General features: G+C 69.0%; 10 protein-coding genes. 3 read left to right on the forward strand and 7 right to left on the reverse strand.

Features of this window, described 5'->3' with window-relative positions; genetic code table 11:
• Positions 1-46 precede the first annotated feature (46 nt).
• Positions 47-673, forward strand: coding sequence for a DUF2238 domain-containing protein (locus ACZ3HV_RS23885; protein ID WP_465687186.1), 627 nt, complete (start codon positions 47-49; stop codon positions 671-673).
• Here ACZ3HV_RS23885 and ACZ3HV_RS23890 read toward each other — a convergent pair.
• The 5 genes from ACZ3HV_RS23890 to ACZ3HV_RS23910 all read right to left on the reverse strand — a co-directional run bounded on the left by ACZ3HV_RS23890 (position 652) and on the right by ACZ3HV_RS23910 (position 10,226).
• The gene (locus ACZ3HV_RS23890; protein ID WP_465687187.1) at positions 652-5,667 is read right to left on the reverse strand and encodes an AAA domain-containing protein; all 5,016 of its coding nucleotides are present in this window, start codon (positions 5,665-5,667) and stop codon (positions 652-654) included. The genes ACZ3HV_RS23885 and ACZ3HV_RS23890 overlap by 22 nt on opposite strands.
• Entirely contained in the window at positions 5,664-6,833 is a 1,170-nt protein-coding gene (locus ACZ3HV_RS23895) for a M48 family metalloprotease (protein WP_465687188.1), read from the reverse strand. Before ACZ3HV_RS23895 ends, ACZ3HV_RS23890 begins: the two co-directional genes overlap by 4 nt.
• A gap of 60 nt (positions 6,834-6,893) precedes the next feature.
• On the reverse strand, positions 6,894-7,874 hold the full coding sequence (locus ACZ3HV_RS23900) for an ABC transporter ATP-binding protein (protein ID WP_465687189.1): 981 nt from the start codon (positions 7,872-7,874) through the stop codon (positions 6,894-6,896).
• Positions 7,875-7,877: 3 nt separating this feature from the next.
• Positions 7,878-8,915 carry a FecCD family ABC transporter permease gene (locus tag ACZ3HV_RS23905; RefSeq protein ID WP_465687190.1) on the reverse strand — a complete coding sequence of 346 codons (1,038 nt, stop codon included), beginning with the start codon at positions 8,913-8,915 and terminating at the stop codon, positions 7,878-7,880.
• A 240-nt stretch (positions 8,916-9,155) separates the two neighbouring features.
• Positions 9,156-10,226 carry a FecCD family ABC transporter permease gene (locus ACZ3HV_RS23910; RefSeq protein WP_465687191.1) on the reverse strand — a complete coding sequence of 357 codons (1,071 nt, stop codon included), beginning with the start codon at positions 10,224-10,226 and terminating at the stop codon, positions 9,156-9,158.
• A gap of 148 nt (positions 10,227-10,374) precedes the next feature.
• On the opposite strand from ACZ3HV_RS23910, the gene ACZ3HV_RS23915 reads away from it, so the two are divergent.
• Positions 10,375-11,196, forward strand: a complete 822-nt coding sequence (locus tag ACZ3HV_RS23915) for a siderophore-interacting protein (RefSeq protein ID WP_465687192.1) — start codon at positions 10,375-10,377, stop codon at positions 11,194-11,196.
• Positions 11,197-11,249: 53 nt separating this feature from the next.
• On the opposite strand, the gene ACZ3HV_RS23920 is transcribed toward ACZ3HV_RS23915, so the two are convergent.
• A complete protein-coding gene (locus ACZ3HV_RS23920; protein WP_465687193.1) occupies positions 11,250-12,449 on the reverse strand; it encodes an alginate lyase family protein in 1,200 nt (399 codons plus the stop codon).
• Positions 12,450-12,671: 222 nt separating this feature from the next.
• Positions 12,672-13,262: a TetR/AcrR family transcriptional regulator gene (locus ACZ3HV_RS23925; RefSeq protein WP_465687194.1), complete on the reverse strand. Its 591-nt coding sequence runs from the start codon at positions 13,260-13,262 to the stop codon at positions 12,672-12,674.
• Positions 13,263-13,471: 209 nt separating this feature from the next.
• On the opposite strand from ACZ3HV_RS23925, the gene ACZ3HV_RS23930 reads away from it, so the two are divergent.
• A complete protein-coding gene (locus tag ACZ3HV_RS23930; protein ID WP_465687195.1) occupies positions 13,472-14,173 on the forward strand; it encodes an SDR family oxidoreductase in 702 nt (233 codons plus the stop codon).
• Positions 14,174-14,194 lie beyond the last annotated feature (21 nt).

Genomic DNA, 14,194 nt, shown 5'->3' on the forward strand with positions numbered 1-14,194 from the left:
AGTTGTACTCATCCGTCTAGCCCAGCGGCCGGTTTGACTGGGAGGCATGACGACGATGGTTGCCACGAGCACCGCCACCGCGCGGGTCAACGTCACCCGGTACGCCGCGCCGGCCGCGAAGGTGCTGCTGTTCGTTTTGTTGCTCTTGGCCCTGATCTGGCCGGACCTGAGCGGGATCAAGGGCAAGGCGTCGACCGCGCGGCTGATCGTCTACCCGATCGGCGCGATGGTCTTACCGCTGTGGTGGTGGGCCTACGGGCGGACGAGGAGCAAGCTGCACAAGAGCTTCCCCTGGACCGCCGATCTGCTGATGACCCTGCCCTGGCTGATCGACCTGATCGGTAACCGCCTCAACCTGTTCGACACCGTCGACTGGTGGGACGACGCCATGCACTTCCTGCTCTGGGGTTTCCTCACCGCCGGCGTCGTGCTCGCCTTCGCGCCCCGCAACCTCTCCCGCGGCCTGACCGCCTTCGTCGCGCTCGGCTTCGGCGCCACCGCGGCCGTCGTCTGGGAGCTCGGCGAGTACGTCGCCTTCGTCCGCAACTCCCCCGAGCTCCAGTCCGCCTACACCGACACCCTCGGCGACCTGACCCTCGGCACCCTGGGCGCCCTCCTGGCCGGCCTCATCCTGTACGAGGTCCGCTCGCGTCAGGCGTCGACCTGGCGGTGAAGGGCGTCGAGAAGCTGAGTGACCACGGCGTCGGGAGAGCGGGTCCAGTCGGTCGACAGGACGTGGTGCACCCGCCAGCCGGTCACGGCGAGCGCTCTCGGGTGAGTGGTCAGGCGTTCCAGCAGCGTGTCGGCACCAACACGTTCCCGGGTATCCACTAGGACGGCCAGGCGGTGACCCTCGTCGCCGGGGAGTTTCAGCGCCAGGTCGCACCGGAACACCGACTCACCGACCGCTGTCTCCACCTCCACCCCCCGTGCTTCCAGGGCTGAGCGAAGCTGTTCGACCACTGAACTGACCGGAACAACGGAGGCCGCGGGCTTCACCGGCACGAGGGCTGACTTCGCGGCGGCTGCGTCTCCGCGGGACACCGCTGTGGCGTAGCCGAGGAAGCGGCGAAGGGTATTGGCGCCGTCGTTGTAGGTGTTGGTGATCGCCTCGGGTTCGATGCTGCTGACAACGACCATGTGGTGGCGAGCTCGGCTGAAGATGACGTTCAGGCGCTTCTCTCCGCCGGAGGTGTTGATCGGGCCGAAGTTCATCAGCATCCGCCCGTCCGCTCCGGCGGCGTAGCAGACGCTCATCACGACGATGTCGCGCTCGTCGCCCTGCACGTTCTCCAGGTTCTTCACGAACAGCCCGACGTCCTGCTCCCCGTGCGTCCGCACCTGCTCCGCCTCGTACCGCGCACCGAAGTCCGGATCCGCATCGGCCAGGTCGTCCAGCGCCCGCTCGATCTCTGCCTGCTGCGCCTCGGAGAACGCGACGATGCCCAGGCTCTTCCCCGTCTCGCGGGTCAGCAACTCTCGCACCAACTCGGCGATCCACCGTGCCTCAGCCGGGTTGGTCCGCCGGACGTAGACACCATCCACCAGCCGGACCGCCGTGATGCTGCCGGTCAGCACACTGTCGCAGACCTCGGACACCGCCGGAGAATCGGACCGCAATGTCCACGGCGGCGAGGCCTGCGCCGGCAGCCGATCCGGGACGGTCGCGAGCCTGCCTTGGTAGAACGCCGCATTGCTGAAGGAGATCAGCGCCTCGGAGCGGCTCCGGTAGTGCCAGGTGAGCATCGTGGCCGCGAGCCGCAGAGCGCTGATCGAGAGGAAGCTGTCCTCCGTCAGCGCAATCCCAACCTGCTCGGCCGCATCGTCCTCGAACCCGCTGTCTTCGGTACGAACCCGGAAGTACGTCGTCGGCGGGAGCTGCATCTGATCGCCGACGACGATCACCTGAGGTGCCCGGTGCAGCGCCGGGATCGCCTCCTCCACAGGGATCTGGCTCGCCTCGTCGTACACCACCACGTCGAACGCCGTGGTCAGCGGCAACGTGTCCGACACCGACGACGGACTCATCAGCCAGACCGGCCGCAGCAGCGAGGCCACCGCGCCCGGCGCACCCGACGCGAGGTCGCGGATCGACCGGTACCGCATCACCTTGCCGAACTCGTGCTCCAGCTCCCGTCGCCCCGCGGCGAACGCCTTCTTCCGCTCCCGATCCTCCGGCGACATCCCGGTCACGGTCTGCTCCGAGTGCGCCAGCTCGGTCAGGAACCGTCGCTTCACCTGTGCGACGACCACTTCGGCGTTCAACGAGGTCAGCTCGTCGTAGACCAGGCTCAGCTCGCCGACGATCGAGTCCACCCGCGCCGAACTGAGCTGCAGCGGCGCGGCGGTCCCGGCACGCTCCCATTCCGCCGCACACACCGCGTACTCAAGCTGGTCGGGCGACGCGTACAGCCGTCGCACTGCGGTCCGCACCGACTCCGGCGCGTCCTCCAGCTCCCGCAAGGCCGGACCAACAGCTCGTACGACGGAATCGGCCTCGACCAGCTGATACGCCAGCCCACGCACACCATCCACCGTCAGCGTCTCGTACTCCGCCGCCAGCAACCGCTGCGTCGGTTCCTCGGTTTGATCGAGCGCATCGGCCACGCGCTCCAGCTCCGAGGGAGCTCCGTCGCGCAGGACGAAACGCCAGTCCGCAAGGAGCGGATTCTTCCGCAACGACGTCAGCCGATCGGTCAACGCGACCGGATCGTCCACACCCCAGTCACGCCGCGTCCGTTCGGCGTGTTCCGCAACGGCAGCGGTGGCCTCCTGCGCGGCCACCAGGTCGGTGAGCACCTCGACGACAGACGGGCGTACGGCGCGCGCCGTACCGTCGAAGCGGCTCCGCACCAGGTCCCGCACCCGGCGCCAATCCCCGTTGAGGAAGGAGAACAGACCGCCCTCCTTGCTCTCGGCAACCTTCAGAGCGGACTTCGCGTCGGCCGGAGCCAGCGGCTCCCGCCACCCGACCGCCGTGTCCCAGGCAGCCCGCTCGGCTGCCACGAACCACTCCCGCCGGGCGCCCGCCGCCGACAACTCATGGGCCAGCTGAGACCGCGGATCGATCGCCTCCACACGGTCCCGCGCATCAAGCGGCGCGAGTGCGCGCCCGAGCTCCGCAAGAACCCGGACCTGCTGCACGCTCCAGCCGTCGTCCGGTGCCGTGGCGCCGACGTGGGCCAGAGCCGAGGCCACTCCCGCCCACGCGACCCGAACCTGGCGAGCGCTCTCGGGCACATCGGCATCACCCCACCGTTCCGCTGCGAGAAACGCCAACGGACTGCGCGCGAGCACCCCTTGACTGGCCGGGTCGGCGGCGGCTAGCTCCCGGGCGACCGTCCGTACGATGGAGCGCGCGGACCACCACTCACCGGGCGCCGGCACCAACGCCCGCTCATCCAAAGGCTCCCAGCGATGGTCGCGGAGCTCCGCCAACCGATTCACGACGTCTCGGAGCCGCGGTTCGCCGGCAGTCAGGTGCTGCTCGAACTCACCGACCGTGGCGAGCAGCCGGTCCACTCGGGCGACCAGCTGGTCACGGCGTCCGGTCAGCTCGTCCAGGTCGTCCTCGGCGGCCATCCAGGTCTCATACGTGTCCCGCAGCCCGTGGACGAAGGCCTTCTTGTCGGCCTGCGAGTCATGGATCAGTGCGCACAGCCCGTCCAGCCGGCGGCTCGCGAGGCGCGCATGCACGACATCCAGCGCGGCCCGCTTCTGGCAGACGAACAGGACGCGGCGGCCGCTGGCGACGAAGTCCGCGATCATGTTGGTGATCGTCTGCGACTTGCCGGTCCCCGGCGGACCCTGGATGACGAAGCTCTCACCCCGCCGCGCCCGCGCGATCGCCGCGACCTGCGACCCGTCGGCCGGCACGACCAGGTGCCGGTCGGCGATCGGAAGCTCCGGCGGCGCGCTGCTGATCGGCCGCGGGCGGTCGGAGAACAGTTGGTCGAACGAAGCGCACGACGCACCGGTCGCGAGCAGTTCGTCGTAGTCGCGGACCAGGCCGAGCGTGCGGTAGTTGAAGTTCGCGAGCGAGACCGCACAGAGGTCGACGTCCCACGAGTACGGGCCGCCCTCGGTGTCGAGCGAGTACATATCGGTCTCGATCGCGCCCGGCCGCCGCGGCTCCGCGCCGAGCGCGACGCCGAGGGGCAACTCCTGCCGGGCGAGCTGGGTCCGGAAGATCTGCACGCCGAGCGGCTGGTAGTCGGTCCGGCGATAGGAGTACGCGTAGTGCTTGCCGCCGAACTCGTAGGCGGTGTTGCCGTGCTTGCGCCGCTGGTAGCTCCGCAGCCGGACCATCGCGCGGTGCCGAACCAGGTCGATCCGGGGCTTCGCCCGCAGGTGCAGTTGCAGGCCCGGCTCGGTCGCTTGGATCTCCTTCGCCAGCCGCTCGTGCAGCGCGGGAATCGCACCCGGCTCGGAAAGGTCCACGGTCTCCGGCAGCGTGATCCCGTACAGCTGGCGCAGGTGATGGCGCAGGGTCGGATTGACCTCCGCGATCGGGTCGGCGACCCGGAGCGTGTACGAGTCCCGTACGCCGCGCTTCTTGGTGAGCTCGACCTTCGCCAGCACCAGCGGCGATGCCAGCCGAGTGTCCCGGTCGTTCTTCAGGTCGTGCCAGCGCAGGAACGCCGGAACCAGCCGCAATTGATCCTGCCCGTACTCCGCTCTGTCCCGCCGAGCCGTCGCGATCAGTTTGTCCAGCGTGTTCGCGGCGTACGGCGCCTCGTCGTACCGGACCCATTTGCCCAGCGGCTGGGGCTTGCCGAGGAGCTCGGCGGCGAGATCGTCGCGCCAGGTGAACAGCTGCTCCGCGCGGATCGTCCGAACGTCGAGCATCAACGGCACCGACACCTCGGTGACGTTCAGCGTCTGCGCGGTCGGCCGGAAGTTGATCAGCCGGTTCCGCCGGGACAGGTCGAACAGCCGGTCCCGCAGTGCCCCGAGCACCGCCGTACGCCGGTCGGCCGCCCCGCGGGTGATGGCTTCGACGTCGAAGTCGACAGGCTGGTCGCGGTAGTTCTCGAGCTGCTCGATCAGCGACCGCAGATCCTGGGCGCGGTGGTGCCGGTCCGGTTCGGCCATCTGGGCGGCCACCGAGACGATCACCGGGTGCAGGTCGGGATCGAGCCGATACAGGTTCCCGCGGGCGTCGATGAGGCTTGCGACGTCCGCCGTACGAGCCAGGTCGAGGCCGCAGCCGAGGGCGAGCAGCAACTGCCCGAGGCTGAAGATGTCGGTGAGCGGGTCGTGGTGGCCGACCACGTGCTCCCAGCTCTGCCAGCCGGCCAGGTGAACGGGTGCCGTGATTGCCTCGGGGAGCGGCTCGGTGACCACGGTCGTCAGCCGGCCACCGCTCGTACCGAGATCGAGATCAGCCTGGCGGTGCGCGACCACTTCCACCGCGATCGGCCGCGAACCCTGCCGGGCCTCGATCTCTCGCCGCGCGAGCGCGGGCCGGACGGCGTCCTCGGGCGCGAACCCCAGTCGGTGCTGCTCGTCGACGGTGATCCGGTCGAGGCCACGTAACGGCGCGACCAGACCCCGCTCGTGAACCTCGGCGGTCGCGTGGAACAACGGCAGCACGGCCGCGAGGAGAGCGTCGTTGCCGAGCCCGCCCTGCGAGACGGCCAGCGCGACCAGGTCGTCGGCGCTCATCTGACCACCTCCTCCGCGGCTCGCACCAAGCGCGCTCGTTGCTTGTCGCTCCACCCGAGCTCGTCGTCGGCGATGTCGTCGTACCCGGTCAGGCCGGAGCGCCGGGCGATCACGAGCGAGGCGACCAGGCCGTCGTCACCGGCGTCCGGATCGGTGGTGGCCAGATCGAGCAGCAGGTAGCACAGGTAGCGTTTAGTTGCCTCGGTCAACGGTCGTGGCCGTGGCATCGGCGCCCCGTCGATCGGACGGACCGCCAGTGGCTCGTCGAACCGCGGCACCGCTCCGCCCGGTACGCCGAGCGGGCCGGGCGGATCCGCGAAACCCGCCGCGGCCGTGGCGATCGCGTCCGTACGCAGTCCGCCGGTGTGGGCGATCGAGGCGGCGAAGTCACTGCTCAGCTCACAGAGCAAGCTCGCGTCGAGCAGGTCCGGCGCGTCGACGTCGAGCGGTCCGGTGACGAGCGCCTCGACGTCCTCACCGGCGAGCCAGTACTTCAATGCCCAAGCGCGGCCGACCCCTTCCGGATGCGTCGTCCCCCGGCTGCCGGCGCTGAGATCCAGCCCGTCGGCCTGCCGGAGATAGGCCTCGGGATCGGCGGTGCTCAACCCGGTCTGGAGCTTGAGGAGAGCGCGTACGGCGGTCGCGAGGTCGCCGCACGAGGTCAGCGCACCGCGGTCGGCGAACAGCTCGGTCGCCAGGGACCAGCGCCTATGGGTCTCGAGGTACTGCGGAGGGGTGCGCGCGTCACCGGCCGCGGCGTCGAGCAACCGGTCGACGGCGAGATACCCGCCGTCCTCGTCCTCCCACAGCAGTCGGTGCGCGAGCTCGTGACCGATGACAGCGGTCAGCTCGTCCTCGTCCAGCCGGTCGAGCAACTCTCCCTGGAAGAGAATCACCGCCTTGCCGGGCTGATGGATGTACGCCGCGTTCGGATCCCCACTCACCTGGAAGTAGTCGATGTCCGCATCCAGGTCCAGTGCCTCGGCGGCCCGCTGTCCGGCCCGATACACGACCGGGTGCGCACCCGCCTCCAGCCGGTACGCGTGCCGCAACAGTACGTCGCCGAGCCCATCGACCGGACCGCCCAGCAGGGCCGTCCACGCACGCTCGTCCAGGCGGCGCACAACCGCCAGGACAGCCCGGTGATACCCCAAGACGGACAACATGGCCGCCACGATAACCACCCCGACCGACGAATTCCGAGGGTCAAGGCCCCGCCAGGTGGGTCAGCGGTCGGTGGGTCGGCACACTCCGATGGCGGCGGCGGAGGCGGCCAGCGCCTGGGCCGCGGGGTTCGCGGGCCCTGCACCGGCGCCGGAGCCGACCTCGGACGGGACGCCCGCAGCACCGGACGAGTCGGCGGCGGCCGCGTCGGCGGCGGCCGCGTCGGTGCGGGTCGTGTGGCGGCCGATCGGGACGACCATCGGGCTGCCGGCGACCGGGTCGGGGATGACCTTGACGGCGAGTCCGAAGATGTCGTGGACGACCTGCTCGGTGATCACCTCCCGAGGGTTGCCCTCGGCAACGATCGCGCCGTCCTTCATCGCGATCAGGTGGTCGCCGAACCGGCAGGCCTGGTTGAGGTCGTGCAGGACCAGGACGATCGTACGGTCGTCGGACTTGTTCAGGTCGACGAGCAGATCGAGGACCTCGAACTGATGGGTCAGGTCGAGGAACGTGGTCGGCTCGTCCAGCAACAGGATGTCCGTCTCCTGCGCGAGCGCCATCGCGATCCAGACCCGCTGTCGCTGCCCACCGGACAGCTCGTCGATCGGCCGGTCGGCCAGCGACAGGACGTCGGTCGACGTCATCGCCTCCGCGACCGCCTCGTCGTCGGTCTTGGTCCACTGCCGGATCCACCGGGTCCGCGGGTACCGTCCCCGACCGACCAGGTCGGCGACCGTGATCCCTTCCGGCGCGGTCGGTGACTGCGGCAGCAGCCCGAGCTTGGTCGCGACCTCCCGGGTCGGGATCGACTGAATGCTCTTGCCGTCCAGCAGCACGGTCCCGCGCGACGGCTTGAGCAGCCGGGCGAGGGTCTTCAGCAGGGTCGACTTGCCGCACGCGTTGGCGCCGACGATGACGGTGATCTTGCCGGTCGGGATCCGGACCGACAGGTCGTGGATGATCTCCCGCTGGTCGTAGCCGACCGCGAGCCCATCGGCAGCCAGGCTGTGTGGTGTCACGGCTTCCACAGAGTTCTCCATCTCTCAGCCACCACTCCCCACCCGGTTGGTCCGGGCCAGCAGGAACATCAGGTACGGCGCACCCACCACGCCGGTCACCACACCGACCGGCAACTGCGTGTCGCCGAACGCGTGCTGCGCAATCAGGTCCGACAGGGCCACCACCAGCGCGCCGAGCAGTGCCGACGAGATCATCGCCGGCCCCGGCGACCTGGTCAGCCGCCGCGCGATCGGCGCCGCGACGAACGCGACGAACCCGATCGGCCCGGCCGCCGCGGTCGCCACCGCGGCCAGCAGGACCGCGATCACGATCAACCCGAGCCGCGAGCTCTCCACCCGCAACCCCAGCCCGTACGCCGTCTCGTCGCCGAGCTGGAGAATGCGCAGCCGGTGCACGAGGAACGTGGTCAGTGGCGCCAGCACCACCAGTGTGATCGCGAGCGACCGTACGTTCGACCAGTCTCGCCCGTTCAGGCTGCCGGTCAGCCAGATCAGCGCCTGCTGCGCGATCTCGACCCTCGCCTTGGTCAACAGGTACGACGTGATGCTGGTGGCGACCGCGCCGATGCCGATCCCGATCAGGATCAGCCGGTAGCTCGACACCCCGTGCCGCCAGCCCAGCACGTACATGATGAACGCGGTCAGCACGGCACCGACGATCGCGAAACCCGACACCGCGACGCCGGTCAGGCCCAGCGTGACGATGGCGAACACGGCGAACGCGCTGGCGCCGTACGTCACGCCGATGATGTCCGGGCTGGCCAGCGGGTTGCGGGCGATGCTCTGGAAGATCGCGCCGGACATGCCGAGCGCGGCACCGACCATCAGGCCGGTGAGTGCCCTGGGCAACCGGAGCCGGTTGACGATGAACTCGGTCGCCCGGTCGCCACCGCCGAACAACGTCTTCACCACGTCGACGACCGGGATCCTGAAATCCCCCAGCGACAACGAGACGCAGAACGTCACGAACACAATGACCGCGAGTACGACGATCACCATCAGCGACCGCGCCTGCCGAGCCGCCCGCGCCCGGCTGATGATCTGGATTGCCTCGGCGGTCATGGGGCCTCCCGGCCTGGACTGAGGAGCGCAGGGAGCGAAGCGACTGGAGCGACGAGGGAAGGCCGGGAGCCAAGGCCCCATGACCACGCCGGCGCCGAAGGCCCGGCCAAAAGCACGGTCATGGGGCCTCCCGGCCTGGACTGAGGAGCGCAGGGAGCGAAGCGACTGAAGCGACGAGGGAAGGCCGGGAGCCAAGGCCCCATGACCACGCCGGCGCCGAAGGCCCGGCCGAAAGCACTGTCATAGGTCTGCGAGCTTCCGGCGGCGGACGAGTGCGATGAAGAACGGCGCTCCGATGACCGCGGTGACGATGCCGACCTGCAGCTCACCAGGCTGCGCGACGATCCGGCCGATGACGTCGGAACTGAGCAGCAGGATCGGTGCCAGGACCATCGAGTACGGCAGGATCCAGCGGTAGTCCGGTCCGGTCACCAACCGCGCCACATGCGGGATCGTCAGCCCGATGAACCCGATCGGTCCGGCCGCTGCGGTGGCCGCTCCACAGAGCAGTACGACGACCACCGCCACGAACAACCGGGCCAGTCCGACCCGCTGCCCTAGCGACTTGGCTACGTCGTCACCGAGCGACAGCGCGTTCAGGACTCGCCCGGAGACCAGCGCCAGCACGATCCCGATCAGGATGAACGGCGCGACCTGCGCGGCGATCTCCGAATCACGGCCGGCCAGCGATCCGACCGACCAGAACCGGAACTGGTCGAAGGTGTCGACATCACCGATCAGCACCGCGGTCGTCAGCGACCCGAGCATCGCCGTCAGCGCCGCCCCGGCGAGCGCCAGTTTCACCGGCGTCGCGCCCTCCCGGCCGAGCGACCCGAGCATGTAGACGACGATCGAAGCGGCCGCCGCACCCGCGAACGCCAGCCAGACGTACGCCGTCAGAGTCGACAACCCGAACCAGTAGATGCCGCCGACAACGAACAGCGCGGCGCCACCGTTGACCCCGAGGATGCCGGGATCGGCCAGCGGGTTCCGGGTGACGCCCTGCATCAACGCGCCGGACAGGCCCAAGGCGGCACCGACCAGCAAGCCGATCACCGTCCGTGGCACCCGCAGTGAGTGGATGATCACGTGATCGGTGTTCGCCTCGTTGTAGTGGCGCAGGGCATCGAACACCGTCGGCAGCGGGATCTGCTTCGACCCGACCGCGATGCTGAGCAGCGTCACCAGCACCAGCAGGGCGATGCAGCCGATCAGGCCGAGTACGAGCGTCGCCCGCCGGGTCCGCCGAGGGCGCGACGATGTAACGACGGCATCCGGGCCGGTGTCGGCCACAGCAGTGGGCGGGGGCATTGGACTTTGGGATCCTCTTAGGTAAGGCTAACCTCTAGACGCCCCAGAATAACCCGGCCATCTTCGGGTCCGCACCTGGCGTCTTCCCTGCGTAGTTTCCCAGACCGGGGCGGAGGGGCGGGGCAGCAATGACAATGGAGAAACCAGCATGACGACTGTGCTCGAGCGGCCGATCGTGTTCGACTCGGTTCTCGCCGCCGTGGCGGCCGTTGACGACCTGAGCCCGCACCTGCGCCGCGTGACGTTCGTCGCACCGCGGATCGCGCAGGTGGTCAGCGCCGGACCGGACCAGCGGATCAAGGTGCTGCTCGCACCCCCCGACGGCACCGAGATCAGGCTGCCGTCCGGCCCCGAGTGGTACCCGGAGTGGTGTGCGCAGCCGGTCGAGGAGCGTTTCATCATGCGGACGTACACCGTCCGCGCGCTGCGTCCCGAGGTCGCCGAACTCGATGTCGAGTTCGTCCTGCACGGCGTCAACGGCCCGGCCTCGGCCTGGGTCAGCGAGGCGCAACTGCGTGACCAGGTCGGCCTGATCCTGCCCTTCGCGGTCGACACCACCAGCACCAAGGGCCTACTGCACTCCGGCGTCGACTACGTTCCGCCGGCCACCAGCGTGCGCCGGATCCTGGTCGCCGACGAGACCGCGCTACCGGCGCTCGCCGGGATCCTCGAGCAGCTCCCGGCCGCCGTCCACGCGACCGTCTTCGTGGAGGTCCCGGACGCCAGTGACATCCGGCCACTGCCGACCCCCGGCTCCGCCGATATCACCTGGATCACCCCGGCCGATTGCACCTCGTTGCTCGAGGCCCTCAAATCCGCCGAACTTCCGTACGACGCCGACTACGCGTGGGTGGCCGGTGAGTCGTCGATGATCAAGTCGGTACGTCGCCACCTGGTCAACGCGGCCGGGATGCCCAAGGCCGCCATCTCCTTCCAGGGCTACTGGAAGCGCGGCGAAGCCCAGGTCTGAACAGATCCGGGAGAGCTGAAGGGGCAGATACTCCAGCCCTCCCGGGAGCCTTGTTATGAAGGGTTCTCGGCGTGGGTCAGGGTCTCCCATGCCACGAACAGGTTGTTGGAGCCGGCCGGCCGACGAGACTCGGTGAGCGCCTGGGTGTTGGACATCGCGATGCCGAGGCGCGTGTGCAGAGCGTTGAAGCCGACCTCGGTGATCGGGCCGAGGCCCCGGTTGACGGTGCCGTTGCACAGCCAGGACGGAACCGGCTCGAGGTTGCGCTCCCAGCGGGACTGGAACCCGAGCGCCTGCCGGAGCCGCTCACCGAACTCCGGGTAGAGGTCGATCCCCTGGATCCGCGAGGTCTCCAGGACGTGAGAGATCGACGAAATGCCGTAGCCGGTGTGGGTGAAGTCGCGACAGGTCTCCTGAGTCAGACCGGTCACGAACGTTCCCTGCCCCTGCCAGTACGCGACGATCTTGTCGCGGGTGTTGAGGTTCTGGCTCGGCTTCGTCTTCGGCAGCGCGCCGTCCGACTCCAGATAGACGTAGGCCGGCACCCGCACCCGGTAGAGCACGATCGCCTTGTCGTACACCGTCTTGTCCTCGAGGAACACACCGATGCCCTGGATCGCCTCGGTCATGCTCAACTCCCAGTTCCCGTTGGAGTTCGAGCCGTTGATGATCTCGGGCAGGTAGACGTTGCGCAGCATGGTCGCGAACCGGCCGGAGTTCGGCCAGTTGCCGTAGACATGCTTGATGATCTCCGCGGCCTTCGGCCACGACGACGCGGCCCACGCGGTCTGCAGCGGAGCGTTGCTATTGGTGTGATCGGTGATGGTCGCCGACCACGCGTCCATCAGCTGGATCGACTTCTGCGCGTATCGATCGTCACGGGTGAGGTACCACAGCAGCGCGTCCGTGTACGCCGCGATCGCGTCCTCACGCTCGTTGGTGCAGCCAAGGTTGGGATTCGAGTACGGACCGCACTCGACGACCGAGCGCGGAGTCGGCGTCCGGGACAGCGACGCGTAGGAGCTGTTCTTGGCCTGGTTGAATGCGTTCGTCCACGGCTGTGCACCGGCCTGGACCTTGGCCCGGACGAAATCCAGTTGGGCCCGGCTGACGCCAACGCCTGGATGGGTGAACGTCGCGGGTGCGTCGACGGCCATGGGTTCAGCTTTCGAGGCGGCTACTGCTGGACTGCTGAGCGCTCCGGCCACCAGCGCGGCGCACGCCGCGGCCAGGAGTAGGGGTTTGGTTCGCATGGGCGGATGTCCTGTCTTCGGGGGCGGTAGGACACTGCGCTCCCCCGCGTGCCCGGAGGCACTAGCGCAGGGTCTTTGCGAAAGTTTGACGACGGACGGTGAACGCGTCAACACCTGGCCCCGAACGGAACAGGCCGCGAGGTTTTCCCAGCTCAGTGGAACAAAGTGAGGCTTTGTCCCATTAACGGGAGAGCCTCTCGATCACTTTCTGCGACAGCGAGATCAGCTGACCTGCGTCGCCAGCTCGCCGACGCGAACTCCGGCCGCGTCCAGCAGGGCGGCCGCGGTGGTGACGCCGATGCCGGCCAGCGGCTGCGCCTTGACGACCGCCCGCGCGCTCGCGCCGTCGAAGATGATCGTCAGCTGGATCGCCAGCGTGCCCGGGTCCTCCGCGCCCGCCTTCACCAGCTCCCGGTGGAAGAAGTCGGTCAGCTGCTGCTTGAAGTGCCGCGCGACCACCGAGCCCGGGTGCTCGGGATTCTTCAGCTCCACCGCCGTACTCACGTAGGGGCAGCCGAGGAAGTTGCCAGCAGCAACCACCGAGTCCTGCCGCTCGAACACGGTCAGGATCCGCTCCCGGGGCGACCGGTCGTCCTCCGCGCCGGGCTGCAGCAGACTCTGGTACGCCGGTCCGCGGCTGGCCAGGCTCTCCGCGATCAGCTCGTCCTTGGACCGGAACAGCTGGTACATCGACTTCTTCGACACCCCGGCCGCCTTGCAGAGCGCGTCCACCCCGATGTTGACGCCGTCGCGGTAGAAGAGTTCGCCCGCGGCGTCGAGAAGCCGCTCACGGGGCGTCGCCGGGGTGGTCATGGGGCCTCCCGGCCTGGACCGAGGAGCGCAGGGAGCGAAGCGACCGGAGCGACGAGGGAAGGCCGGGAGCCAAGGCCCCATGACCACGCCGGCGCCGAAGGCCCGGCCAAAAGCACAGTCATGGAACGAGGGTACCGGCTGGATTTGAGTTTGGAAACCGATCGGTTTACAGTCGGGGAAACAGATCGGTTCCCACCAAGGAGTTTCAGATGACCACACTCACCGGCGCCGTCGTCCTGGTCACCGGCGGACAGCGCGGGATAGGCAAGGCGATCGTCGACGACCTGCTCGACCGGGGCGTCGCCAAGGTCTACGCGACCGCGCGCAACCCGCAGCCGAGCACCGACCCCCGCGTGGTCCCGCTGCCACTGGAGGTCACCGACCAGGCCTCGATCGACGCCCTGGCCGCGGCCGCGCCCGACGTCACCGTCCTGATCAACAACGCCGGCGCCAGTTCGCCGGACACCTATCTGGACGCGCCGGTCGAGGAGATCCGCGCGGTCTTCGACGCCAACTTCTTCGGCCCGCTCGAGCTGACCCGCGCCTTCGTGCCGATGATCGAGCGCAACGGCGGCGGCCACATCCTCAACGCCCACTCGGCCCTGTCCTGGGTCGCGCGGCACGGCGCGTACTCCGCGACGAAGGCCGCGTTCTGGCTGCAGACCAACGCGATCCGGCTCGAACTGCTCGACCGCGGCATCGGTGTCACCGGCCTGCACATGGGGTACGTCGACACCGACATGACCACCGCCGTCACCGCCCCGAAGTCCCGGCCCGAGGACATCGCCAAGCAGGCCCTCGACGGCATCGAGACCGGCGCGCACGAGGTGCTCGCCGACGACACCGCCCGCGGCGCCAAGGCCGCCGTCTCCCAGGACCTCGCGGTCCTCTACCCCGAACTGGCCAACTGACCGACACCCGGCCGCCATTTT

Source organism: Kribbella sp. NPDC020701 (assembly GCF_055562215.1).